The sequence below is a fragment of the Oscillibacter sp. genome (assembly GCF_032060045.1).
Classification (GTDB): Bacteria; Bacillota; Clostridia; order Oscillospirales; family Oscillospiraceae; genus Oscillibacter.
Genome location: NZ_DAMBZJ010000007.1, coordinates 5,389 through 30,838 on the forward strand (window position 1 = coordinate 5,389; position 25,450 = coordinate 30,838).

The 25,450-nt window shown below is 49.6% G+C and carries 17 protein-coding genes; 9 read left to right on the forward strand and 8 right to left on the reverse strand.

Translation table 11 applies throughout. The features are described from left to right. The 4 genes from atpA to atpC all read left to right on the forward strand — a co-directional run. A partial coding sequence (atpA, locus tag RT018_RS04320; RefSeq protein WP_312939616.1) for a F0F1 ATP synthase subunit alpha occupies nt 1–1,186 on the forward strand: 1,186 nt, incomplete at its 5' end. Between the two features lie 6 nt (nt 1,187–1,192). Further along, entirely contained in the window at nt 1,193–2,074 is an 882-nt protein-coding gene (atpG, locus tag RT018_RS04325) for an ATP synthase F1 subunit gamma (RefSeq protein ID WP_312939618.1), read from the forward strand. Nucleotides 2,075–2,114: 40 nt separating this feature from the next. Continuing rightward, nucleotides 2,115–3,515: a F0F1 ATP synthase subunit beta gene (atpD, locus tag RT018_RS04330; RefSeq protein WP_312939620.1), complete on the forward strand. Its 1,401-nt coding sequence runs from the start codon at nt 2,115–2,117 to the stop codon at nt 3,513–3,515. 36 nt (nt 3,516–3,551) lie between these two features. Next, a complete protein-coding gene (gene atpC, locus RT018_RS04335) occupies nt 3,552–3,956 on the forward strand; it encodes an ATP synthase F1 subunit epsilon (protein ID WP_312939621.1) in 405 nt (134 codons plus the stop codon). Between the two features lie 270 nt (nt 3,957–4,226). On the opposite strand, the gene RT018_RS04340 is transcribed toward atpC, so the two are convergent. The 5 genes from RT018_RS04340 to RT018_RS04360 form a co-directional block, all read right to left on the reverse strand. After that, the gene (locus tag RT018_RS04340; RefSeq protein WP_312939623.1) at nt 4,227–4,889 is read right to left on the reverse strand and encodes a chloramphenicol acetyltransferase; all 663 of its coding nucleotides are present in this window, start codon (nt 4,887–4,889) and stop codon (nt 4,227–4,229) included. Continuing rightward, the gene (locus tag RT018_RS04345) at nt 4,879–5,181 is read right to left on the reverse strand and encodes a DUF2087 domain-containing protein (RefSeq protein ID WP_312939624.1); all 303 of its coding nucleotides are present in this window, start codon (nt 5,179–5,181) and stop codon (nt 4,879–4,881) included. The genes RT018_RS04340 and RT018_RS04345 overlap by 11 nt, the downstream gene beginning before the upstream one ends. Further along, nucleotides 5,165–5,524 carry a GIY-YIG nuclease family protein gene (locus RT018_RS04350; RefSeq protein WP_312939625.1) on the reverse strand — a complete coding sequence of 120 codons (360 nt, stop codon included), beginning with the start codon at nt 5,522–5,524 and terminating at the stop codon, nt 5,165–5,167. Before RT018_RS04350 ends, RT018_RS04345 begins: the two co-directional genes overlap by 17 nt. Nucleotides 5,525–5,914: 390 nt before the next feature. Further along, complete coding sequence (locus tag RT018_RS04355) at nt 5,915–8,344, reverse strand: GH36-type glycosyl hydrolase domain-containing protein (RefSeq protein WP_312939626.1); 2,430 nt, start codon at nt 8,342–8,344, stop codon at nt 5,915–5,917. A 141-nt stretch (nt 8,345–8,485) separates the two neighbouring features. Beyond that, complete coding sequence (locus RT018_RS04360) at nt 8,486–14,401, reverse strand: glucoamylase family protein (RefSeq protein ID WP_312939628.1); 5,916 nt, start codon at nt 14,399–14,401, stop codon at nt 8,486–8,488. Nucleotides 14,402–15,528: 1,127 nt separating this feature from the next. Between RT018_RS04360 and RT018_RS04365 the strand changes: the two genes are divergently transcribed. From RT018_RS04365 to RT018_RS04375, 3 genes are all read left to right on the forward strand, one after another. Next, entirely contained in the window at nt 15,529–16,062 is a 534-nt protein-coding gene (locus RT018_RS04365) for a hypothetical protein (protein ID WP_312939630.1), read from the forward strand. Next, entirely contained in the window at nt 16,029–16,688 is a 660-nt protein-coding gene (locus tag RT018_RS04370; protein ID WP_312939632.1) for a site-specific integrase, read from the forward strand. The genes RT018_RS04365 and RT018_RS04370 overlap by 34 nt, the downstream gene beginning before the upstream one ends. Before the next feature lie 487 nt (nt 16,689–17,175). Continuing rightward, entirely contained in the window at nt 17,176–19,008 is a 1,833-nt protein-coding gene (locus RT018_RS04375) for a methyl-accepting chemotaxis protein (protein ID WP_312939635.1), read from the forward strand. Nucleotides 19,009–19,165: 157 nt separating this feature from the next. On the opposite strand, the gene RT018_RS04380 is transcribed toward RT018_RS04375, so the two are convergent. Together RT018_RS04380 and RT018_RS04385 are read right to left on the reverse strand one after the other, a co-directional pair. Continuing rightward, nucleotides 19,166–19,915, reverse strand: coding sequence for an SIMPL domain-containing protein (locus RT018_RS04380; protein ID WP_312939637.1), 750 nt, complete (start codon nt 19,913–19,915; stop codon nt 19,166–19,168). 192 nt (nt 19,916–20,107) lie between these two features. After that, nucleotides 20,108–21,565 (reverse strand): sodium:solute symporter family protein, encoded by a 1,458-nt coding sequence (locus RT018_RS04385; RefSeq protein WP_312939638.1) that lies wholly within the window; start codon nt 21,563–21,565, stop codon nt 20,108–20,110. 267 nt (nt 21,566–21,832) lie between these two features. Here RT018_RS04385 and RT018_RS04390 point away from each other — a divergent pair, with 267 nt between their 5' ends. Next, the gene (locus RT018_RS04390; RefSeq protein WP_312939639.1) at nt 21,833–22,540 is read left to right on the forward strand and encodes a LytTR family DNA-binding domain-containing protein; all 708 of its coding nucleotides are present in this window, start codon (nt 21,833–21,835) and stop codon (nt 22,538–22,540) included. A 5-nt stretch (nt 22,541–22,545) separates the two neighbouring features. Continuing rightward, on the forward strand, nt 22,546–23,859 hold the full coding sequence (locus tag RT018_RS04395) for a GHKL domain-containing protein (RefSeq protein ID WP_312939640.1): 1,314 nt from the start codon (nt 22,546–22,548) through the stop codon (nt 23,857–23,859). A gap of 68 nt (nt 23,860–23,927) precedes the next feature. Here RT018_RS04395 and RT018_RS04400 read toward each other — a convergent pair whose 3' ends face one another. Next, the gene (locus RT018_RS04400; RefSeq protein WP_312939642.1) at nt 23,928–25,370 is read right to left on the reverse strand and encodes a DASS family sodium-coupled anion symporter; all 1,443 of its coding nucleotides are present in this window, start codon (nt 25,368–25,370) and stop codon (nt 23,928–23,930) included. Nucleotides 25,371–25,450: the final 80 nt, after the last annotated feature.

Here is a 25,450-nt window from a genome sequence, read left to right on the forward strand (position 1 = left end):
CGGAAGAGGCCCCGTGGAAACCACCGAAACCCGCCCCGTTGAACACGAGGCCAGCGGCGTTGTGACCCGGGAAGAGGTCAATGTGCCCATGCAGACGGGGATTTTGGCCATCGACGCTATGGTCCCCATTGGTCGGGGCCAGCGGGAGCTGATTATCGGAGACCGCCAGACCGGAAAGACCGCCATTGCGGTGGACACGATCATCAACCAGAAGGGGCAGGACATGATCTGCATTTACGTGGCCATCGGACAAAAAGCGTCCAGTGTGGCGCAGGTGCGGGACACGCTGGAAAAATACGGAGCGATGGACTATTCCATCATCATTTCTGCCACCGCCAGCGAGCCTGCCCCACTACAATATATTGCCCCCTATACCGGCGCCGCCGTGGGCGAATATTTTATGGACCGGGGCAAAGACGTGCTGATTGTCTATGATGACCTTTCCAAGCACGCTGTGGCTTACCGCACGCTTTCGCTCTTATTGAAACGGTCCCCCGGACGAGAGGCCTATCCCGGCGATGTGTTTTACCTTCATTCCCGCCTGCTGGAGCGCGCCTGCCGTCTGACAAAAAAATACGGCGGAGGCTCCATGACGGCACTGCCCATTATTGAGACGCAGGCAGGCGATGTGTCGGCCTATATTCCCACCAACGTCATTTCCATCACCGACGGGCAGATTTATCTGGAGTCAACCCTGTTTTTCTCCGGGCAAAGGCCGGCCGTCAATGTGGGACTGTCCGTGTCCCGCGTGGGAGGCTCGGCCCAGACCAAGGCCATCAAAAAAGCCGCAGGCACGCTGCGGATTGATCTGGCCCGCTTCCGGGAGCTGGAGGTGTTCAATCAGTTTGCCTCCGATCTGGACACATCCACCCAAAAGCTTCTTGACCACGGCAAAGGAATGATGGAGCTGCTCAAGCAGCCCCTTTATCATCCCATGCCGATGTACCGTCAGGCGGTGATTCTCTATACGGCCACGGGCGGACTCTTGGACGACGTACCGCAGAGCCGGGTTTCTGCGTTTGTCCGCGGCTTTGTGGACGAACTGGAGTCTCTCCATGCAGAGGTGACGGAAGAAATCCAAAAAACCGGCGTGATTTCTGACGCGGCGGCGCAGACCATCCGCGCTGAGCTTGCGGCGTATAAAGCGCGCACCGGGGCCGTGCCTGCCGGAAAAGAAGGGCGGTGACGCCCGATGGCAAGTATGCAGGAAATTCGTTCCCATATCCGCAGTGTGCAGGAAACTCGGAAAATTACCAACGCCATGTACCTGATTTCCTCGAACAATCTGCGAAAAGCGCGCAAACAACTCAGCGATGTGAAGCCATACTTTGACCGGATTGAAAGAACCATCACGGATATTCTCCACCGCTCTCCCGAGCTGACGCACCCGTATCTGGACCCGGCATTTCGCGCCGAGCGTTCTCAGGGGTCTGTTGCCTACGTCATTATTACCGGTGACAAAGGTCTAGCAGGTGCTTACAATCACAATGTACTCAAGCTGGCGCAGGAAGCGGTGGCAAAAACGCCTGACTGCCGGATATTTGTGGTGGGACAGGTGGGCCTTTCCTGGTTTCGGGAACGGAAGATTCCCGTGCAGGAATTTCCGTTTTCCACGCAAAATCCCAATATGCACCGGGCCCGGGAAATGGGGACCTTTTTGACACAGGAATACCGGCTGGGACGGCTGGACGCGCTGTACGCCGTTTATACGGAGATGGTGACTTCCATGACGCTGGAGGCGCGGATGGTACAGCTGCTTCCCCTCAGCCGGGACACCTTTCCATGGAAACCCGACGCTCCGTCCAAATATGTGCACTCTATGACGTATGTACCATCTGAGACGGCGGTGCTGACTTCGCTGGTTCCCCGCTATGTCAACGGCATGTTTTTCAGTCTGCTGGTGGAATCCTTTTGCTCGGAACAGCAGGCGCGGATGACCGCCATGGACAATTCCACAAAAAACGCCGGAGATTTGATCCGGCAGTTGAATCTGCAATATAACCGCGCCCGGCAGGCCGCCATTACGCAGGAAATTACCGAGGTGGTGGGCGGTGCGCAGGCCAGCCGGCAATGAGCGCGTAGTGCTTCGTAACAAGTTCGGAAAGAGTGATTTTATGTCTGAAAACAAGGGAACCGTCGTTCAGGTTATGGGGCCCGTGGTGGATGTGGAGTTTCCGGCAGGAAAGCTTCCGTCCATTAAGGATGCCCTTGAGGTCCGCCTGAATGGCGAAAAGGCCGTGATGGAGGCAGCCCAGCATATGGGCGGCAACACAGTTCGATGCATCATGCTCTCCCCCTCCGAGGGGCTGGGCAGGGGCGCGGAGGTGGTCGCCGTCGGAGGCCCGATTTCCGTCCCTGTGGGAAAGGAAGTGCTGGGCCGGATGTTCAACGTGCTGGGCGATCCCATTGACGAGAAGGGAGAGGTCAGTGTCGCGGAAAAATGGCCGATTCACCGCAAGCCACCAAAATTTGAGGATCAAAGTCCCGTGGTGCACATACAGGAGACGGGCATTAAGGTGATCGACCTGCTGGCGCCCTATGCCAAGGGCGGCAAAATCGGCCTGTTTGGCGGTGCGGGTGTGGGAAAGACCGTGCTGATTCAAGAGCTGATTCACAACATCGCCACGGAACACGGCGGCTATTCCGTGTTCACCGGCGTGGGAGAGCGTACCCGGGAGGGCAGCGACCTGTGGCACGAGATGGGAAATTCGGGGGTCCTGTCCAAGACGGCTCTGGTATTCGGGCAGATGAACGAACCGCCCGGAGCCAGAATGCGCGTGGCCCTGACGGGATTGACGATGGCGGAGTATTTCCGCGACCATGAAAAGCAAAATGTGCTGCTGTTTATCGACAACATCTTCCGGTATATTCAGGCGGGCAGCGAGGTGTCTTCCCTGATGGGGCGGATGCCCTCCGCCGTGGGCTATCAGCCCACCCTTGCCAACGAAATGGGCATACTGCAGGAGCGGATTACCTCCACAAAAGATGGGGCCATTACCTCTGTACAGGCGGTTTATGTCCCGGCCGACGACCTCACGGACCCCGCACCCGCCACCACATTTGCCCATCTGGACGCCACCACCGTGCTCTCCCGCAAAATCGTGGAAATGGGAATTTACCCTGCGGTGGACCCGTTGGAATCCACCTCCCGCATCTTGGAGCCGGATATTGTGGGCCAGCGCCATTACAATGCCGCCCGGGCTGTACAGGAGCTCTTGCAGCGATACAGCGAGCTGCAGGACATCATTGCCATCCTCGGAATGGAAGAACTGTCCGAGACTGACCGGCTGACGGTGGAACGTGCGCGAAAGGTGCAGCAATTTCTCTCCCAGCCGTTTTCTGTGGCGGAGAATTTTACCGGCCTGCAGGGCCGCTATGTCAAGCTGGAGGATACGCTGCGCAGCTTCGAGTCGATTCTGGGCGGCGAGACAGACCGCTTCCCGGAGGCGGCGTTCAGCATGACGGGCACAGTTGATGAAGTGGCCGAGAAGGCAAAAGCGTTGGGCGTTTCGTAAGCAGCTGGAGCGTTCGTGGGAAGGGGCGGATGATTCATGAAAAAAACCTTTTATCTGGAGATCGTTACGGTTGGCGGCCAGTTTTATACGGGAGAAGCGCAGGCACTGATGCTGCCCATCCAGGACGGGCAATACGGAATTCTTCCGGGGCACGAGGCCACGGTGGTGGCCGTGGAGCCGGGAGAAGTGCGCTATCAAACCAAGGACATCTGGTATCCCGCTGTTGTGAGCGGCGGCTTCGCGGAGATCACACCGGACTATGTCATTATGCTGGTGGCATCGGCGGAGCATCCGGAGGAGATTGATTTCAAGCGGGCGGAGGAAGCCCGGCAACGGGCCGAGGAACGCCTGCACCACAAGCAGAGTATTGCGGAGTACTATAATTCCAAGGCCTCCTTGGCCCGGGCTATGGCAAGACTGAAGACCCGGGGCCGCCGGTAACAATATTGGATTTTCAAAGCCCCCCAGTATGAGATACTGGGGGGCTTTGGGAATAGATTGACATAAGCCGGAGATGTTCCGTCCTCTTCAAGTCGGATGTTTCCATCACATAGAGTGCTTCAATAAAGAAGGTCCTACATAGCTAGAATCAATTGACAGGCAGCATTTAAACAAAAAGAGCACCTTGGCGATATCATTCTGTCAATTTCCTTCACCTGCGTGATCGGGGTCTCGTAGAATACACTATTCATTCTTTAGAGCACGTTTATCTCACATAACACCCATCCACTCTTCCGGAGCAAGCATACTATCCTGAAAGCTTTGTAGAAACCGACCGACATGGTAGCCATCCGCCACGGCATGATGCACAGTTATTGAGAGGGGCATCATTTTGCGGTCGCCTTTGACAAAGAATCTTCCCGCCTGCAATACCGGAAAATAGTTGCTGCCGCTGCCGTAAGGCACGGGCGTATAGCTTGCAAACTGTGTCCAGGGCAACATACCAACCATGTAATTGTTTTGGGGAAGATCCGTCTTTGCCACGATCCCGTGAATGCCTGCGTATTGCCTTTGGTCTTCCGTATAATTGAGATAAAAGGTCTCAAAATTCGAGTCATACTCCGTCCATAAGCAGGACATGGTTTTATCATCCTCGTGGAAACAGGCATAAGAAGGGTGTAGTACTTCATAATATCCCAATTGTCCATTCTGCTCGGCAATACGGAATTCCTGCTGCTGGGAAACCAGACGCGATGCCAGATACAAGTAAGCAGGAAAGAATTTTTTACCCGCTTTTTTAATCGTGCGATAGGCGTTTGTAATGTCTACTTCAACCGTGAGGCTATACCCGGTGGGAAGCATCTTTGTAAAATAGTAAAAATACGGCGTCCTGCCCCAAGTATTCCGATCAATGGGATGAAATTCACGATTCACGATTAAGCTCCGTTTCTTGTCCGGCGGTCTGTGCTCTCCAGTAGCGGGATCCATCCCGTTCGCGACACAAAAGACCGTGGTCGACGAGCTCCCGCCGAAGGAGAAAGTAATCTCCGAAGGTGTGCCACAGGCTGCAGATACTGTTGACTTCTTGTTCTGAATACGTATGGTCAACTTCAAATTTTTCCGCCAGATATTCCAAAAGGGCGTGTCTCACTTTCTGCTTTTGCGGCAATTGCTTAATTTTCCCGGAATCATCAAGAAACTGCTTGATCTTAATAATCTGTTCCATCTAAGCCTCCGTCCTGCCGCTGCCGTTCCAGCCATATTTTGTGAAGAGCCTGAATATCTTCCAAAAACTCACGATCCGTTTGCGTTTCTTTCTTGTTCAATACTTCAAGAACGTCAAATGAAAACGACTGTAATCCATAGTTCATCCACTCGGTTCGCATGGCTGGTTCCGGGCAGGAATTGGTCGAAACAGAAAAGGCAAACTTGTTCTGCTGGCCTGCCAGATTGGGTGTGGATTTCACCCAAGTGCGTCCGTTCCCGTTACACTGGATGCGGTAGATGCCGCCGACGGCCAATTTTTCTTTATAGGCGTTTTTCAGTTCCTTCCGTTTCACAAAGTCCATTGTGAACCTCCTTTTCCTTTTCTCGATGCCTTTATAAGACATATAATTCGTGCCTACTTTGCTGAAGTCCAAGCATAATTTCTCATCAACCGTAGTGTAAGCGATTTCCGAAGAAGAATCAATCAACGCTCCGTAGAGTTTTCAACAAGAGGGCTGCAAAACCCGCCACCCAGGTTTTTCGAGTGTGCTTATAGGATCTATGGCATCTCTAAGGACAGCCCTGCTTAAATACAGAGAACAGAAGACCGTCGACTTTAGTCGACGGTCTTCTTGATGCTTGAACAATGAAATTTGAATTCCAGATCATTTGGACTTGGACCCGGTCTCTTTCTGCGCGTGAAGTCGTCTGTTTTCACGGTTTCATCATTTGGCGGATTGACAAGGCAGAATCTACACGACAATTTGATGCGTTTGTCCGTCATCCTCCAGAAACAGTCGGTTCCCCTGAATGGATTTCCCGTCCACGGTAATTGCTTCGGTTGTGAGGGTTCCTTTGCTTCTGCTTTCAACCCTGATTTCATAGAGAGAGGTTCCATACCGATATTTAATGAAAAAGTCCCCAAACATTGCAGGCGTTACCGGATCAATAATCAGCTCATTTCCTGTTTTTCGGATGCCCAAAAACCAGTTTAGCAGCCCCTGATACATCCAGCCGGCGGAACCGGTATACCAACTCCAGCCGCCTCTTCCGGTATAAGGCGGACTAAGAGATATATCCGCCGTCATTACATACGGTTCTTTCTCGTACCGGAGGACATCATTTTTGTTTTGCGTAAGATAAATGGGGTTCAGCATAGTAAACAAGGTCTGCGCCATGTTATTCTCGTGCAGCATGGATGCGGCAATTGCCAGCCAGACCGCCGCATGGGTATACTGGCCTCCATTTTCCCGCAAACCGGGAATATAGTTTTTAATATAACCCGGATTTTTGGCGGTCTTATGAAACGGCGGGGCCAGAAGCAGGGAAAGGGCATCTTCTTCCCGCACCAGATAACGCCATGCCGATTGCATAGCTGTTTTCGCCCGCTCCTTCTCCGCCCCTCTTGAGATCACGCTCCAAGACTGGCTGATGGAGTCAATCCTGCACTCGTCGTTTTCCTTTGAACCCAGCTTTGAACCGTCGTCATAAAATGCACGGAGGTACCACTCCCCATCCCAGGCACACTCTTCGATGCTTTGAAGCAAGGCAACCCGTCTCTGCTCCAGCTCCCGGCCGTAGGCGGCATCGCCTTCCTGATTGCATAGGGGAATGAAGTCGCCCAGTACGGTGTAAAAAAACCAGGCCAGCCAAACGCTTTCTCCCTTCCCCATTGCGCCCACCTCGTTCATGCCATCGTTCCAGTCGCCGCCTCCCATCAGGGGAAGTCCGTGTGCGCCAAAGCGGGTCCGGCCGATTGCTTTTTTGCAATGCGCATAAACGCTTTCAACTTGCTCAGACACTTCCGGAGTGAACATCACATCGCTCTGGCCTGCTTCCAGTGTGGGACCCTTGATATAAGGAACTTGTTCCTTTAAAATATCAACGTTTCCGGTGCTTCGGATATAAGCGGCGGTGCAATAAGGCAGCCACAGCAAATCATCCGAAATTCTCGTTCTGACCCCGATTCCCGTAGGAGGATGCCACCAGTGCTGAACATCCCCCGCTTCAAACTGCCTGCTACAGGCAAGCAAAATCTGCCTGCGCAGAACTCCCGAATCCGCAAGGAGAAGCGAAAGGGCGTCCTGAAGCTGGTCCCGGTATCCATATGCCCCGCCGCACTGATAAAATCCTGTTCTTGCCTGAATGCGGCAGGACAGTGTCTGATAGAGCAGCCAGCCGTTCATCAGGATATCCAAGGCCCTGTCCGTTGTTTTTACCTGAACGGTTCCCAATAATTTGTCCCACTCGGCTTTTACTCGGTCAAGTTCTCTTTCAGCGGCGCCATCTTTATACTTGCGTTTAATATTGAATATCTCGTCAAGGTTTCCGCTTTGCCCCAACCCGAACAGCACCGTCTTGGTCTCTTGGGGCTGTATGGCAACGGATACCTGTATTGCTCCGCAGGGATCATCACATACGCCCGTATGGCACGAAAGCTTGACTTCCGCTCCCCTTGGTTCCCGGATACCACCCTTTTGCCCCAGAAACTCCTGTCTGTCGCCGGTATAGCCGACGATGGGCTCACTGGAAAACAGATAAGAATACATGTCATGAAAATTCATCGTGTAGATGTTTTTTGCAAAGAAGCACTCGTGTTCATTGTCATAGGAGGTCAGGATATAGGAATGGGTGCGTTCCCTGTCCGTGCCCATCACCCATTCCACATAATAGGTCAGGCTCAGATATTTTATCTTATCCGAGCGATTTGTCAGCTTCAGGCTCCAAAGTTTCAGAGACTCATCCAAAGGAGTGAAAACCGTCAGATCCTGATCCACAAGCGCTTCCTGATGAAGGAACCGACTGTATCCAAAACCGTGTCTGACCCGGTAAACACCCCGATCCGACCTTCCGAGGGACACCGGCGTCATCACCTCGCCAGTCGTCTCATCCAGAATATAGATCACTTCGGCAGCTCTGTCGCTTACCGGATCGTTGGACCAGGGCGTAATCTTGTTCTCCCTGCTGTTGATGTTCCAGGTAAAACCCGCGCCGGATTCAGATATTTGGAATCCAAAGCTCTTGTTTGAGACGACGTTAATCCAGGGCGACGGCGGTCTGGCATCACCCTCCAGCAGGATTTCATACTCTCTGCCTCCACTGACAAATGCTCCGAAGCCGTTAAAATATTCATGCGTGTCCGCGTCGTTGTCCTGCTTTTCTGGCGCATATGCCGTGTCCAAAGCATCCTCCTCCTTATCGTTAGGACTTACTGTTGGAGCCATCAAAAGATTAGAGCCTGTTTGGCTGAAATTTGCCGCGCTGGGTCAAAGCAGGCAAGACTTTCGTTCGAGACTCATTGCTCTTTATCGGGCGGAGAAGCTCTAATACTGTTCAAGCGGCTCCTGTGGATTTTCACTTCCATCGGTAAAATAAATCCCCGTCTGCCCGGAAAATACAATCCGCGCTGCCGTATACAGCAAATCGATCTCCGCCGGTTTCATATCATACGTGTGCAGGGTGAAAAAGCTTGGCCGTTCATTGCTGGAATCATAGATTCGAAGAGAGCTTGTCATATCGTTAATAAATTCATCCACCTCCTGAAGATAACCATGTTTGGAATCAATCAGGATCAGCAAATCTACCAGAACACGATTCATCCTCAGATATTCATAAGCCTTTAATACATCTTTTACGATTCGTTCCTCTTCGATGGACCGAACGGTCAAAAGCAAAATGGGATGATCACCGGATATGCCAAACTTCCACAAAAAGCTCTGGTTCATATAGTTTCGTCTGATCGTCTCATCCGGCCCCCGGTAACCACGCGCAGGGTAGAATACCGGGCCAATTAAGTTCTGAAAGGCATTCAGCTGTGGCCCGGTAATTTCCAAATACTTTAATTCCAGGTTTTTTTGCAGTCTAAACTTTTCCAGAATATCGTCAATCCGATAGCCTGCATTTAGTTCTCCCGCCACCTTGATCGCCTCTTCCCTGCTGCTGCACACCCCGGTAATAAAGGAGATGCAGGCGGTCGCTCCTGCCCCGATGCAAAGCTGTGCCCGAAGGCTCATAATTGGATCATTGCAAAAGCCCGCGTGATGGAAAGCAATGCTGTTAACCACAGCGTCTGGATTCTCCAGAGTGTTGTTTCTTCCGATAAAGCGCTTCCTATCATTCTCATACTCCAATTTTTTGCATAGGTTCGCTCCCGTTTTTACAAGATGCACCACATAGGATTGCTCCGAGTCCGTTTTTTGCCGCCTTTTTGTGAGGAAGAGTTCTTGCTCTTCCAGATACTCGCTCTCCAGAAAAAGCTTGTTGAACGCAGGATGGCTTAACTCCGCCAAATAGGTGTCGTCCACGACCTCCACGTAACTGGTCACTTCCAGCCGCTTCTCCCGACTTCCGTGATTGGTGAGGATCACCTTGCGTATCTCAAAGGTACGGTCCGCATCCAGACTGACAATCGTATCTGACGAGATATCTCCATCTCTGCGTTTAAATTCCGCGCGGTGGGGACAGAACACCGCCTCGTACTGGTCCGGTTCCTTTTTGGTTGGATGATAAGCGGTGCTCCACAGGTTGCCATATTCCAAGTCCTTGATATAGATATAATTTCCTGTATTTGCGTAAACATCAGGTCGCCAGCGATAGAGCATCCGGTCCTCATACTGGCTGAAGCCATCTCCATCCGAGGTAATCATTAGGGAGTACTTACCATTTGACAGATAATCCACAATCGGCGGATTCAAAGCCGTGCTGTTGATATACCGATTGCTGTAATGATCCTCTTTAAACAGGGAATTTCCGATTTTGATCGTGTACCCCTGCCGCGCAATCGAAATCAGGTAGGACTGGCGTTTTTCTTCCAACAAGACCTCCGTAGCCTTGACCATCATTTCCGCATGAAACCTCTGCCGCAAAATACCCTGATTCAAATAGTTGTTCATGGCGGCAAGATTCATTCCCTGATGATGCGCCATATAAGATTTAACAATACAATAAGGCTTCAGCTCCGCAGAATTCGGCACATTGAAATCAACGGATTCAAGGAAGCCGTAAGTGCCGAAGGCGCCGAGGTCTTTCAGGCGCGTTAAATTTTCAATGCACTTCTCTCCTGCAATTTCCAGCGCCAACATTGTTGCATAAGGCGCAACCACCAACGAGTCCTTACGAACCGGCTGGAGACGAATCTTTGGGACGCCGAAGGCTTTATACTGGTAATTTGAGTTTAGATCAAAGCGGTAATACTGGGATTCCGAAATTCCCCACGGAATTCCCGCCTCCTTTGCATAGTTCATCTGCTGAAGCACCGCTGCCAGAGAAGTCTGCGCATAGGCGGAACCTTCGTATTCCTTGAGCACAAGATTTGGCATCAGATATTCAAACATCGTGCCACTCCAGGATACAAAGCACGGAATACCGTTGACGATGGTCAAGGGCCTCCCTAACTTATACCAATGCTTGAGCGGCACTTGCCCCATGGCGATCGCGAGAAAGCTGGTGAGCGAGGACTCCGACGCCATCAGGTCATAGCAGCCCTCATCCAGCGTATGCGAGGATACATGATATCCGATGTGAAATAGCATCCTCCGCTCGTCAAATAGAAAGCGGAAATCAGTATTTTTCAAAATACAGTCAATCTGATCGCTCAGCACTTTGATCCGCTTTACCATGTCACCGGCAAATTGATTATCTCCCGCCGCAATACGGCGGAGTGAAGGACAAGAAGAAACACCTACTTCCTTTAGGTTTAAGGCAGAGGTTTCCCGGACGGTGCTGTCGATGAGGCGCATCAGGTGCCTGCTCCAGGAATAGTCCCCGGCTGGTCGGAGGCTTCTCGCGTTTAAGTCTTCCCAGATGTCCGTGATATCTTCTACCAGCTCTCCAATGCTTTGATACTCGGCCCTAAGGTGGTTGTCAGGAGAATCTCCTGCGTTGCGCTGAATTTCCTCGTTGCTGTATTGAACGGCGGCCATGAGCTCAGACAGAAAACGATCTGGATAGACGGGCTTGTCAATCTGTTCTAAAAGCCCGCTTTTCAGGGCGACCAGATGCCCCAGAAAATTGCCGCTGTCTACGGTTGAAAGATAGGCGGGGTTGAGTATCTCCAGAGACTTAATATCATACCAGTTATAGAGGTGTCCCCTCCATTTTGGCATCTTGTGCACAGTTTCCAGCAGGTTTTCCGTGGCTTCAACCGTGGAACTCAGCGTTTCAAACCCGAAATCTCTGGCCGAGAGGATAGCAAGAAACTGAAGTCCGATATTAGTGGGCGATGTTTTATCACTGATTTTTTCGGCCTTCGAGATCTGACAATGATCTGGGCAAAGCCAGTTGTTCTCTTTCGTGGAAAGCTCTTTAAAGAAAAGCCAAGTTCTGCGTGCGGTATCCAGAAGCAGTTCATTGCCCTGTGCATTCTCCTTGGAATGAATTCTGCTTTGCGGCCGACTGATTCGGTATGCGATTTCAAAGGCGGCCACCCAGTCGACCATAATAATTCCGGTTAGAAGCATTTCCGCAGGGTTTAGATAGCCCGCAAATAACAAGACCGCAAGCACAAGCGCAGGAAGGAGGGAGCTCCACATGCTTAGAAAATATCCTCTTCTGGTGTTGATGATGGAGGCATCCACGGATTCCGCCGTATTCCAGTGAAGCAGGTTCTTTTTGCTGATAAAAATTCGATACAGGGTTCGGAGCATTGCGTCGGATGCGATATAGGCGCGGTAGGGAGTGATCGTAAACTCCAGTAACGCCCTTTCCAGCATCACGGCAACATCTTTTAAAAAGCTCTTATAAACAAAGGCCAGCTCCGGGCGGATAAGCTTCCGGACGATTACTGCGAACAGCAGAATCACCAGAGAAAACAGGTCATTAAAAAAAACAAAGGGCAGCCAAAGATAGGCTGCATTTGGCATCCACGCCAAATTTAGCAGGATCAGCAGCACCTTGCTCAGCGGTACCAGACTTCTTCTTAGATTGTCAAAGATTTTCCACTTTGAAAGTGGGCATAGGGGTTTCCCATCCGGGGCCTTTTTCTGAAACAGCCAGGGTAATAACTGCCAGTCCCCGCGCAGCCAGCGGTGTTCCCTTTTGGCAAAGGACAAGACGCTGCTTGGGAAATTGTCCATAATTTTAGCCGTGCTGGAAAAGGCTGTCCGGGCATAGCAGCTTTCAAAAAGGTCATGGCTGAGAATTCGGTTCTCCGGCACCTTATTTCGAAGCACCTTGTGGAATGCGTTGATGTCGTAGATGCCCTTTCCAGTGTAAATTGCTTCGTTGAAAATATCTTGGTAGATATCTGATATGACGGCCCCATAATGGGCGAGGCCCGATTCTCCCGAAAAAATTTTCGTAAATTTACTGCCGTTTTTATCCGCGATATGATTTCTGACCGAGGGCTGTATGATGACATAGCCCTCTTTCACCGTTTCATTGGCGGGGTCCAAAATTGGTTGATTCAAAGGGTGGTCAATCAGGCCCACCAACTTTGCGGCGTTGTCACGAAGTAGGTTTGTGTCTGCATCCAGCGTTATCACATAGCGGAAGGTGGAAAGAAGTTCAAGGTTGCAGTAAATGGACGAAAATGAGGTGTTCTCAACGCTCGTACCGCTTAGAAGGTTATTAAACTCTTCCAGCTTCCCTCTCTTGCGCTCCCACCCCATGTAGCAACTCTCTGCTTCATTCCATCTGCGGCAGCGGAAAAACAGGGAAAAGCGCGGATACTCAGACGGATAGAGTTCATTCAGTTCTTTCATACGCGCAGTAAGAGCGCGTTCAATCACCCCGTCTTTTGGCACGGACGGATGCGGGGAATCCTCAAAATCGAGCAGCAGCGCGAAAAAAAGATTCGATTGTCGGTTCGCCAGATAATGCTTTTGAAGGCGATCCATATACGTCAGGCCCTGTTCCGTGGAAGAGACGATCACCGGCATGACCACAAAGGTCCGTGCTTCTTGCGGCAGTTCCTTTAGATAGTTCAAGCAGGGGATCTTCTTAACGCGAATTCTTCTGGTAAATATAAAATTTGTGATCTCTGTGGAAATCCCCAAGAGCAGCGGTATCGCCGCCAGAAGGACGATTATACACCGGACGGTATTCCTCAGTCCGCCAAGGGCACGGAACGCATAGAGCGCGCAGGCGCTTAACCCTGAAAAAATTAGGAACAGGGTGAGAAAATAAAGAAAACCCTTCACATTCATTTGCTTTTTTATGCTTGTGGGAGTTGGTTTTCCCAACGTTCTTGCTTTCAGAACCGGATATCCTTTACCCAGAAGATAAGCCCCCACATGATGGGAGCAGTGCAGGTCTTCTCTTCCCTGAACCGCCAGTTCCAAGCAGTCCTTCGCAATTGTTTCCTCTGCCAGCCGATATCGACGCGATAGCGCAACAATGACTCCGCGGTACATACCCTTGGATTCCAAATCCATCGTTTGATAGATACCGTCCGGGTCCTGTGATAAAATTCGTTCCAGACAGGAATATTGCGCAAAAAATTCCTCTTCGTCCACTTCGTTAATATCTCTCAGACTAACAATTAAAGTCCGGATAGTTGTTTCAAGAACTGATTCCGTCTTTCCTTCCGTCTGAAATATAACGGAGGTCTTCACCGGCCTTTCTTGCGGTGAAAGATGATATTCCAGATATCTTTGAATGGAAGCCTCGTTGAAGGACATGTTTTTCAACAGATAGATTATATGGGAATGGAACGAACAATTCAGCCTCAAGTTATCCTCTATTTTACAAAGCAGCGCGGACAGGTTCGCTGGCTCCCTTAGCTCCTCCAACTTATCACGGAAAAATTCTTCCGCCTTTAACTTCACGTTAATTATACGAAGAATTTCATCGGCGGTTGTAAGAATCTCTTCAAGAATACAAAAGCCCAGCACTCCCGGAAAAGCCCAGATCTCTCTATCCGTAAGCGGCACCTTCTGCTGATATGCTTTCAGCATTACGGAAATGGTTTCTTCGCTCAGATGTCCCCCGGAAAGAGCGACCATCTTTTTTGCCACGATATAGATGCGGGGAAAATCCCGGTATTCTTTCCCTTTTAAAATAGGCAATGCGGTGTGGCCAATTGCCAGAGTGCGCACTTTTTTGATTTCCCGATATAACATCTGAAAATTATCAAAAAGCCAGCGTGCCGCTGGAATCAGAAAAATAATATCGGCGGATACGGCAGAAATGCTGTTTCGGATTTGATTCAACTTTCTATAGGCGGCCTGATTGTGGTCGTTTAGAACAAAGCTGTATCCCGTCAGGCTAATCCTCCCGTGGCCTTCTGCCAGATCCATCATTTGCTTTTCCCACCCGCTTGGGCCCTGCGGATCCGCTTCGGATGAAGAAGCCGACATATTTACGCTTTTTCTAACGTTTTTAAGTCGATAATAGACCATGAATAGAACAAAACAAGACAATAGAAACAGTATTACTAACACAACCGACAGAGGGATATAAAAATTAATTTTCTTTAAGAAGATCTGCAATTGAGGCTCCTCCTAATTTAAGAAATCCTCCATATATGACGGTATCTCTTGCAAGACATCCTGACAGCTTTCCGATAAGAACAGGATAATACTTCTTTATTAGTCTCCTGTTCGAGTGAAAAAATTCATGCAGCACGTTGCAACCCTGCATAAGCGGCCTAGCTTCCCCAAAATGGAAGAAAGTACACCCATGCTCCGCAACGATTCTCGTACTCGTTGCAAAGACAAATGCGTAATAGTTTTGTCGATTCGTTGCGATGAGGTGGTAAAGGACTTACAAGTCTTGGGCTGCAGTGGGTAAAAAATATTAAAATTAGTGGAATAAACAGAAAAAAGACTTGCCCATTGGGGCAAGTCTGATGGTGGGTCTCTATTGAAAGGTGGGTGCGATTAAGGCTTGAGCAGAAAAATTCGAGAATGAAAATGATTTAAGATTTCTTGCCGGAGGTAAGTGCTTTGACTTACTCAGGCAACGTAAAAACGTGGGCGCCGAGGATTTATCTCCTCAACGCCCTTGTTTTTTGTCTTCAGCAGTAGTGACACCTGCCACTCCATAGAATGCAGGCGTGACTATGCAGAATCTAAACAGGCTTTTTCAAGGCATTGCTATGCTTTGCGAGAAGGGTTCCATAGCTTTTACCAGTCGATAAAGGCTTTTTTAGTGTATACCCATACAAATTGGACTTCCATAAATTAGGACCTTTAAAATACAAAAATTGGCCGTAGTTTGTCAAAGACTGCGGAGGCTTTGTATCACCAATTATCTTATTTATCGACCCGTTTCGATTATAAAATAACCCCATTTGGTCTGTAAATTAAAATAATTGTTGGTGATGGTGAAATATCCGATATACTCAGATGAAAACGCAGAGGTTTTTTCTGTATTTGGTGATCTAATCGCCGTCAAAATTCAAGTCATTCACGAGAGGAGCAGTAACATGCCAAGAAGAGGAGAAAATGTTTATAAACGTAAAGACGGCCGCTGGGAGGGACGTATTCTCAAGGCAGACGGAAAATACTGTTATGTCTATGCTAAAACGTACAAAGAGGTTAAGAATAAGCAAAAAAATTACAAGGAGCACATAAAACCGCGGGAAATAAAACAACAAAGACCGGTTGAAAGTGCGGCAGAATTATTTGCGTGTTGGCTGCAAGGAGATATTATCAATCACGTGAAAGCGTCAACCTTTGGAAACTACTTTTCCTGCATGCAGCACTATGTAATTCCCTTTTTTGAAAAGCCCGGAAATGAAAGCCTTACAGAATATTCAGTCGCACGATTCACCGCGTTTATCAATCAATACACTACGCTTTCCGAAGCCTATAAGAGAAAAATACTAACTGTTTTTAAGACTGCGCTAAAAGAGATTGTGAAGGGCTGGCCCACATATTCCGTCATAATGGAAGCTGTCAAGTTGCCAAAGACTAAAACACGGAGGTGCAGGTATTCTCAATCAATGAACAGCGGCTGATCGAAAACGCCATTTCTCATTCTGAGGATATCCGAACGCTTGGTATTCTTCTGACATTTTATACCGGGATTCGACTTGGTGAGCTTTGCGCTCTGAAATGGAGTGATTTTGATTATGAGGCCGGCACAATGTCTGTAACAAAAACAGTGACTCGCGTAAAAAACATGCAGGGTGGTAATTGCAAAACGAAACTCCTTGTGGGCGCGCCGAAAAGTCAGAAATCTATGAGAAAGATACCCCTGCCTGCCTTTCTCCTGGATATGCATAAAAAGTACAGCTATAAATGCACCAGCGAAAACTGCTATTTGATTTCGGGTACAAACACTCCGACAGACCCAAGGGCTTATCAAAAGCTGTACAAAAAGGTTTTAAAGGACGCTTGCGTAAAGGATCACAAATTTCACGCGATTCGTCATACCTTCGCCACAAGAGCATTGGAACTTGGCGTTGATATTAAAACACTGAGCGAAATTTTGGGGCATGCCAACGTCTCAATTACCCTAAACATTTACGCTCATTCTCTCATGGAACAGAAAAAAATTGCAATGGACAAGCTCAACGAGCTGCACATCACGCATATGGTAATTGCTTCAAACGCCGTCACTACTTCCGTCGTAAATATGTAATTATGCAGGAATCGCAACGTTCTTGCGTTGCGATTCCGCAGTCTTTGACAAACTACGGCCAATGGATTTGTTCCCATCAAATAGGATGTGCTGAATAAGGTGCACCCTATTCATCGTCGTGTGAGCAAGTTTTTAAAAGTGCAAAACGTGTTTCTAAAAAAAGTTTAAGGGAGTGAGATCATGGCCAGTCTTTTTAAAAATAGCTTTGAATAAAGGACTCTATAAAAGACAGTTTCGAATAGTCCCGCTCGGCAAAAATATCGTGCAGAAATCGAACCTAAGATATGGAACCGGCGCCGAGCATGTAAAAATATGGAAGAGTCGCGCAAAATGCCGATACTGCTGTGCGACTGGATGAGGCTGCTGAACACGGAAGATATCCGCATCGGTTCCGCCTGTCCCTGAAGGGCAATCAAAATGTGTAAATAAAAGTATCACGGTACAGCGGATTGACACATTGCCGTGAAGATTTGAAGGAGTCGGGAAAATGAAGAAGTGGTTTGAAAATTTAAAGATATCGAAAAAATTAGTTTTTGGGTTTCTCTTTATATCAATTTTAGGAATCGTAGTCGGCGCTGTCGGGATTTTCAACATGCTGCAAATGAACAGTGACCAGCAAACCACCTACGACAATCAAACCATGGGAATCGTTTACTGCAATGAAGCGGAGAGCAGCTTCAAGGAGATTAGAGTCGCAATTCGCAACCTTTATATTTACTATGATACGGGGCGTGATAAATACTATCAAGAAATAACAGCGCAAATGGACGCGGTGCAGGTTCAAATGGAGAAATACAGCGAAACCATTACGAGCGATGAAGGGCAACAGCTATATGATTCAACCATGACGGCGTATGAAGCCTATGCAGATACAGTTAATAACATAATTAAAGATGCCAAGGCGGGAAAAGTAAAGGAAGAGATACTGGCGCTCATTCATGAAGGGGCGCCTCAGGCCCAAAATGCCGCTGAAAACTTTGAGCTACTTACACAAAAGAAAGAAGCCAACGCACAGGAGAATCTTGCAAATAATAAGGCGGCGGCATCTATAGCAATGGTGATTATGATTATTTTAATTGTTGTATCCTTTGTCATTTCCTTGTTTTTGAGCATTTTCACATCTGGTATTATCAGCAAACCGCTTAAAATGATTGAAATGGTTTCCGAGCATATAGCTGTTGGAGATGTTGACATATACGGTTTAGTAACAGAGGAAGATACACAAGTGAAAAAGCGCAAGGATGAGATCGGAAAGGTTGCGCTCGCCTTTAATAAGCTAATAGAAGGAACGGTAAAACTCAGCCGTGAACTGGAAACCGTGGCGACGGGAGACTTATCGTTGGCAGTAACGGTCCGTTCTGAAAAGGACATAATGGGCAAGGCACTTTCGGAGCTTGTGGAAAAATTCCACGGTCTTGCAGCTTCCATTGTTACATCCGCGGACCAAGTGGATTCTGGCGCGGGGCTCGTGGCAGACTCCAGCACATCGCTTTCGCAAGGCGCAACAGAACAGGCAAGCTCTGTTGAGGAACTGTCGGCGTCCATGGAAGAAATTACTTCCCAGACCACTCAAACCGCGCAGAACGCGCAAAAAACAAACGAATTGGCGGGAAATATTCAAAAAGATGCGGATGCAGGCAATGCGCAGATGGCGGAGATGCTCCGCGCTATGAATGAAATCAACGCATCCTCGGAAAACATCAACAAGATCATCAAGGTGATTGAAAATATTGCCTTCCAGACAAATATTCTTGCGCTTAATGCCGCAGTGGAAGCAGCCCGGGCAGGCCAGTATGGAAAGGGGTTCGCGGTTGTTGCCGAGGAAGTTAGAAGTCTTGCTGCACAGTCCTCCAAAGCAGCCAAGGAAACCACGGAATTGATTGAAAACTCCATAAATAAGGTTGCAGCGGGAACCATAATCGCAAATGATACGGCCGATGCGCTGAGCAAAATTGTGGTGGGAGTCTCGCAGGCGGGAGAGCTTGTGAATGCCATTGCCGCGGCTTCTCATGAGCAGGCAGCGGCTCTTGAGCAGATCAATCAGGGGATTGCGGAGATTTCTCAGGTTGTGCAGAATAACGCGGCGTCCGCCGAAGAAAGTGCCGCCGCAAGCGAGGAACTTTCTGCGCAGGCTGACATTCTGAAGGATTATGTCAGCGTATTCAAGCTGAGCCCGGGGAGCCATCTTCCGAAGAGCGAGTCGGTTTCCAAAACACCAGAAGAGCGCTCTTCAGATCAGCAGCAGGGAGACTTCAAAAAGGTACAGGCCGTATCCGGGCGGGCAGTTTCTATGGCGGCCAGTGGTCTTGGAAAATACTAATGAAACGGAAACGCCGGTGTTTCCTTTCTGAATCGATGGCATAAATGATAAGAATCCGAACCCCACCTTAACAAAGGCGGGTTCGGATTCTCACTTTCTGGAATGTCACTTGGATAAAGGGTGCTTTTTCATGGGGCGCAGAAGCCGGTTCCCCAATTTATCGCAGCGCATAATGAAGCCGGACGGAAATAAACATGGTTTTTTCCCGGGACCAGGTGTTAAACGCGCCACCGGCAACGTAGGAATCCTCTGCCGAATTCTGCGCAGTAATCTGGAAGGTTCCAAGGTCGGCGCTGAGCAGCTTTCCCACTTTTCCGTTGGATTGCTCTGCCATGATGTCCACGCGGGCCTTGGCATCCGTGGTGGCGGCGTCGATCAGCTCCAGTTTCAGTTCGCCCAGCTTGGTGTAGTAATACTCCGGGGATTCCGAATAAAAGTTCACGCCCCGTCCAATCAGCTCCGTAATGTCCCGGGAAATAAGCTCAATGCCCTCCACGTCTGAGGACTGAATGGTGAGCCGCTGGCTGAGAGAATATCCCTTCAGCTCCGAGTCAACATAATTGCCGTTATCATTGTAAATCTCCCGGTAGTCGGGCTCGATGGTCACCGAGGAAAAGACGATGCTCTCCTCCGGAACGTTGTGGGACAGCAAATAGTTCCGAACCACGTCCGCGTCGTGCTGGATGGACGCATACGCCTCCGTGGTGGACTGTCCATAGGCGGAAAAACTGCCCCGCCACACGATTAAATCGGATGTAAAATCTCTTGTGGCCGAGCCGGTGGCACTGATGCCACCAGAGGCGTTTTGCTTGTAATCCACAAGACTGCCTACGGCAAGACTCACCGCGATAATCAGGCTGACGCCCGCGATGAGCACAGCAAGAACGCGGCTGCGCATCCACATCATAAAATCACCCTGCCCTTTTTTATTTGCCTCATCATAGCACGAAGAGGGACGCATGGCAAGATGGGCCGGCGGTATTTTCCGAGGGCATTTTAAACAAGCAAATAATTCGGGAAGCACATCCGCAAGATTTCTTCTGAACAGGATGTGCTTCCCAAATTTAGTTCATAGGATGATTCAGCGGCTGATTTTGGATTAGTCGACCTCTTCCGCGGCAAGTTCCGTGGTTTCCACCTTTGGCGGCATCAGAAGCGAGAAAATGATAAAGCAGATAAATGCTGCCACCAAACCGGGAATCACCGGCTGACTGAACTTAATTCCAAATAGAACGCCCTTGGAGATGTGCTCCAGATAGACCACCACCAGCGTACCGGCCAACAAAGAGGCAATGGTACCGCCGGTAGACGCCTTTTTCCAGTAATGCCCCATCACATAGGGGAAGAACGATCCGGCGGCCCGCAGAGTGAAGCAGAACATCAGAATGGACACGATGCTGCTGGTATTGAACAGCGCGATAAACATGGACGCCACGCCCACAACGCACATCACAGTTTTGGTGACCCGCATCACCTGCGCACTGGTTGCGTCGGGCTTCAAAACCGCTTTGTAAATGTCGTTTGCGAAGATGGAACCCGCGCCCAGCAGATCGGAGTCGGAACTGGACATGGTTGCCGAAATAATTCCGGAAAAAAGCAACCCGCAAATCAGGGCGGGCATTGTCCGCATGGCCAGTACGGGCAGGGCGTATCGCGCACCTACCGATTCAAACTGTGCGGCATCAAACTTGCCCATGTTAATCAAAGCCAGCGTAATGATTCCCAAGATGGTGGGGACAAACGCGTAGATAAAGTTGATAAGCGCCGCCATCCACGCGCCGACTTTGGCTGTATTTTCGTTTTTCGCCGCGTAGAAACGAGAAACCGCTTCCTGTCCCACGGAAAAGGTGGCAGTATACATGACCACGAGCGAAATGATTCCGAATAAATCATAGCCCTGGAAGAGATCCAAGGTTCCTGCCGGGATATTGGCGGTCACATTCGCCCAACCACCTGCGTCCTTCAACGCAAACGGAACGGCGATAATCATACCCAGCACGATTAAAAACACCTGCACAAAGTCTGTCAATGTAACGCTCCAAAGGCCGCCCATGATAGAGTAAACCGTCACCACCACGGCCACGATAATGACCGCAACCTGATAGTTGATGCTCAGCATGGTGGAGAGAATAACGGCCGAGGCAATGACCTGTCCGGCGGTCAGGCCGATCAGAGGCAGAAGCATAATGACGGATGTGATAATCCCGCAGGACTTTCCATACCGCCTGCGGAAGTATTCAGGCACGGTTTTTACCGTTGCCCCTCGAAACTTCGGCGCCACAAAGCTCAGAATGACAAACGCCAGACCCATGGCAATGATGTACCATGCGGCGCTCAGCCCGTAGCCGGACATTCCGTTTTGCACAACACCAAGGGAGCTTCCGCCGCCAATCTCCGTTGCAGCCAAGGTGCCCGCCATCAAAAAAGGCCCCAGACGCCGACCCGCCACCATAAAATCCGTGTTGGTGGATACCTTGGTCGAAGAGTACCAGCCGATCCACAGCATGCCCAGCAGGTAGACCACAACAATGGTGGTTACAATCATATTTGTCTGCATAATTTTCCTCCTCCAAAAGACTTCCTACACAGTCCTGTTACTATAACACTAATGTAGCATCCCTTTACTGTGAGATAAACTGCCACTTCTGTAAAAAAGCTACCAAATATGGTGGATACGGATCAGATTGTTCTCCACATATGGCATCCTTGCCTCTTGACTGGCAGATTATTATTCAATAAAATATAAAAAACCGCCTGTCTGGGCGGTGAAGTCAATGCTTACGGGCAATTGCTGTGGCCAGACTTCTTTCTGGGAGGGATGTAAATGTTCCAAATTGCCGTGTGTGATGACGATGCAGTTGAATGCAGCCGCCTGGCCGGCTATGTCTCAGACTTTTTCAGCCTCTGGAATATATCGGCGGAAATTGAAACCTTCCAGAGCGGAACCGATTTTTTAGCTGCAGATCAAAACTACGACCTTTATTTTTTGGATGTGATGATGCCGCAGTTGTCCGGCTTTGAGACAGCCCGGACGCTTCGGAAACGGGAAGACGACCCGGTTATCATTTTTGTGACGTCCTCGTTGGAATCAGCGGTGGAAGGATACAGCGTCCGTGCGGCGGGCTTTGTTCTCAAACCGATACAGATGCCTGCCTTTGAGGAGACCATGAACCGGGTTCTGAAAGACTGCTTTGGGCGCCGAACGGCTTCTATACAGGTCGTCCGCAATCGCGTCCCGCTGGAGTTGCGGCTGGAAAAGGTTGCTTATTTTGAAAGCCGTCTGCATCGGGTTTATGTTACACTGTGCAGCGGGGAGCGATTTCCCATCACCCACAAGCTGGGTGATTTGGAGCGGTGTCTGGCGGAATATTCTCAGTTTATCCGATGCCATCAGAGCTATCTTGTGAATTTGGACAGTGTGGAACAGATGGAATCCAACGGTTTTCTTCTCCGACAAAGCATGGTGGCACCGATTTCCCGGAGCTATTATCGACAGAGCAAGGCGGCATTTTACCGCCACCGACTCAGGTGAACTCCATGAATGATGAAGCCTGCCGAATCTTTCTCAATCTCATTACGCTGTCCGTGCGGATGATGCCGGTGTTTGTATGTTTGGAGCCGAAAGTCAAGAGCCGGGAGAATATTGCCAGTATCTCGGTTTATCTGTGGGTCATTATGACCTTTCTGCAAAGTCTGTTTCACATTCCCGACAATATATTCGTAATGGTTCAGGGGCTGTTCTCTTTTCTTTATTTTTTGATTCTGTTGCTGTTCTTTCAAGGGGGGGTATTGGAAAAAACTTTCCTGTATCTGTCGGCCTGGTTATTTGCGGTGCTCTCTGACTCTTTAAATGAATTGATTGCATGGGCCCTGCTGGGCAGAACAGAGCTGACCTATTCTCAAATCTGTGTGATCGTATCCGCTCTGTCGGCATTTGGATTTTATCTGGGGATTCGCCTGTGGATGAAAGAGGCCGTAAAACGGCTGTTCGCAGAACTCTCTGTCCGAGCCCCCACGCTGCTGCTTGCATACCCCACCATCTCTCTACTTCTTCTGTTTGTGGGGACCAGCACCATTTTTTCACGCCGCGCGCTGGCTACGGGCGGATTTGGCGCGGTGGTGTTTTTCTTCATCCTGTGCAGTATGATTGTCGGGTTGTATGTTTTGATATTAAACAGCCTCTTAGAGCTGATGGAGCGTAGAAAAGTGACCGAGGAGTTGGAGGTTGCAAAACATCTTCTTTATCAGCAGAGGGAACTCTATCATCAGATACTGGATTATATTGAACAGGTTCGGATCATCCGGCATGATTTTCGCCATCATATTCACGCTTTGCAGAATATGGACAAAGACACACAGACCCAATATCTGAGCGAACTGAAAAAAGAACTAGACAGCGCCGCTATGCAGACATTTTGCCAGAATCAGGCTGTTAATGGCCTTTTGCAGGAGTTTTCGGGCAGATGCCGGGAAAATCAGGTACATCTGGAGACGCACCTGGATCTGCCGGGAACCATTCCGATTGATGATTTGACTTTATGTATTGTCATCGGCAACCTTTTGGAAAACGCGCTGGATGCTTGCCGGTGCTTTACTGGGCCTCGCTTCGTTCATATTCGCGGTCGGTGGGACGGCGATCATCTGAAACTGCTGGTGGAAAACTCCTTTGATGGACAGGTCCGCAAAATTGGCGGAGAGCTTTTGTCCCGCAAACAGGAGGGGGGGCTGGGACTGCTGAGCATCCGAAGGACGCTCAGCTGCCCGGGCGACGACTTTGAAGTGTCTTACGGCAATTCTATGTTTACCGCCATGGCCACCATCGCGCCTAGAGCTGTGCCTACGTTTTCTTAGCAACGTGGAAAAGCCAAGCCGCCGCGCAATTTGCGCGGCGGCTTGCATCATATTTAAGTAGACAAAAATCAAATTCCGATTTTAAAAACACCCATGGTAATAAAATAGAGCACAAAGGGAAACACGACAAGGCAGATTAACTTCAGGCCGAGACCGCACTTAATCAAATCCTTCATTTCAATCTCACCGGTGCCATAGGCGATAGCATTGGGGGGCGTGGCAGGAGGCAGCATAAAGGCAAAGTTACAGGCCAGCATACAGCCCAGCATCATGGCCAATGGACTCACGCCAATGGCCGTGCCCACAGAGGCAAGTACCGGCAGGAAAGCCGCCACAACCACGGCATTGGTAGTCAACTCGGTCAAAAGCGCAGTGACAACCCCCACGATGACGACGATCACAACGGAGTTTAGCCCGGCCAGACCAGTCATCTTACCTGCAATCCAAGCAGCAACGCCGGCATCCTTAAAGGCGTTGCCCATCACCATAGAGCCGCCCAGCAAAATGACCGCAGTCCACGGGATTTCGCTCATGCCGGTTTTCATATCCATGACATACTCGCCCTCTTTGTAGTTCAGAGGAACCACCAGCGTCAAGAAAGCGCCCAGCATGGCGACGGTTTCATCCGTTGCAAAGGGGAAAAACTGACCCCAGAGGTTGGAACGGGTAATCCACAGAAAAACGCACAGGAGAAAGATGGCGGCAGTGTGTTTCTCGCCCTTGGTCCAGGAGCCCAATTCCTTGTACTGCTGATGAGCAATGGCGATATCCATATTGGGCATTTTATCAACCTTGAAAAACTTGACCATGTACAACCAGAACAAGGGAATCAGAACCAGTGCGAAGGGCAGACCGATTTTCATCCAGTCGGTGAAGCCGATGGTCAAGCCGATGGTCTCTTGAATCAAGCCAATACCTGTTGGATTGGTAGTGGTTCCAATGACAGTAGCCATACCTCCCAATGTGGCTGCGAAGGGAATGGACAAAATCAATGCTTTTTTCAAACCCTCCGCGCGATCGCCCAACGTCTTTGCGATTGCCAAAGCCACAGGCAGCATCATCACGGTGGCCGTGGTGTTGGACATCCACATGGACACAAAGCCCACGGCGATTATAAAGCCCAAGACCATGGTGCTGGGCTTTTTGCCAATCTTACTGACAATGCCCAGTGCAATCCGCTTATGCAAACCGTGCTTTACCATGGCGCCGGACAAAAAGCCCACGCCAACCAACAGATAGCAGGTCTGATATGCATAATGCTTAAATAATTGAATGTCATTTTGACCCTTTGCCCCGGTAATCCCCAGAAGCGGGAATAGGATCAAAGGCAGCAGCGCCGTAAACGAAATGGGTATGGCCTCGGTCATCCAAAAAATAACCATCAGTACAGTAACGGCCAAAACACGCTGTCCCACGAGGGTCAGTCCCTCAGGAGTTGGCATAAAGGCCAGCAGCAGCATGACCAACAAGCCGACGATAAAACCAATTTTTCTGACTTTGAATTTACCCATATAATCTCCTCCTTAATTTCCTTGCGGCCCGGCATACACACTTGCGGACCACTTGCCTGGTTTGCGGAGTAAAGCTTCAT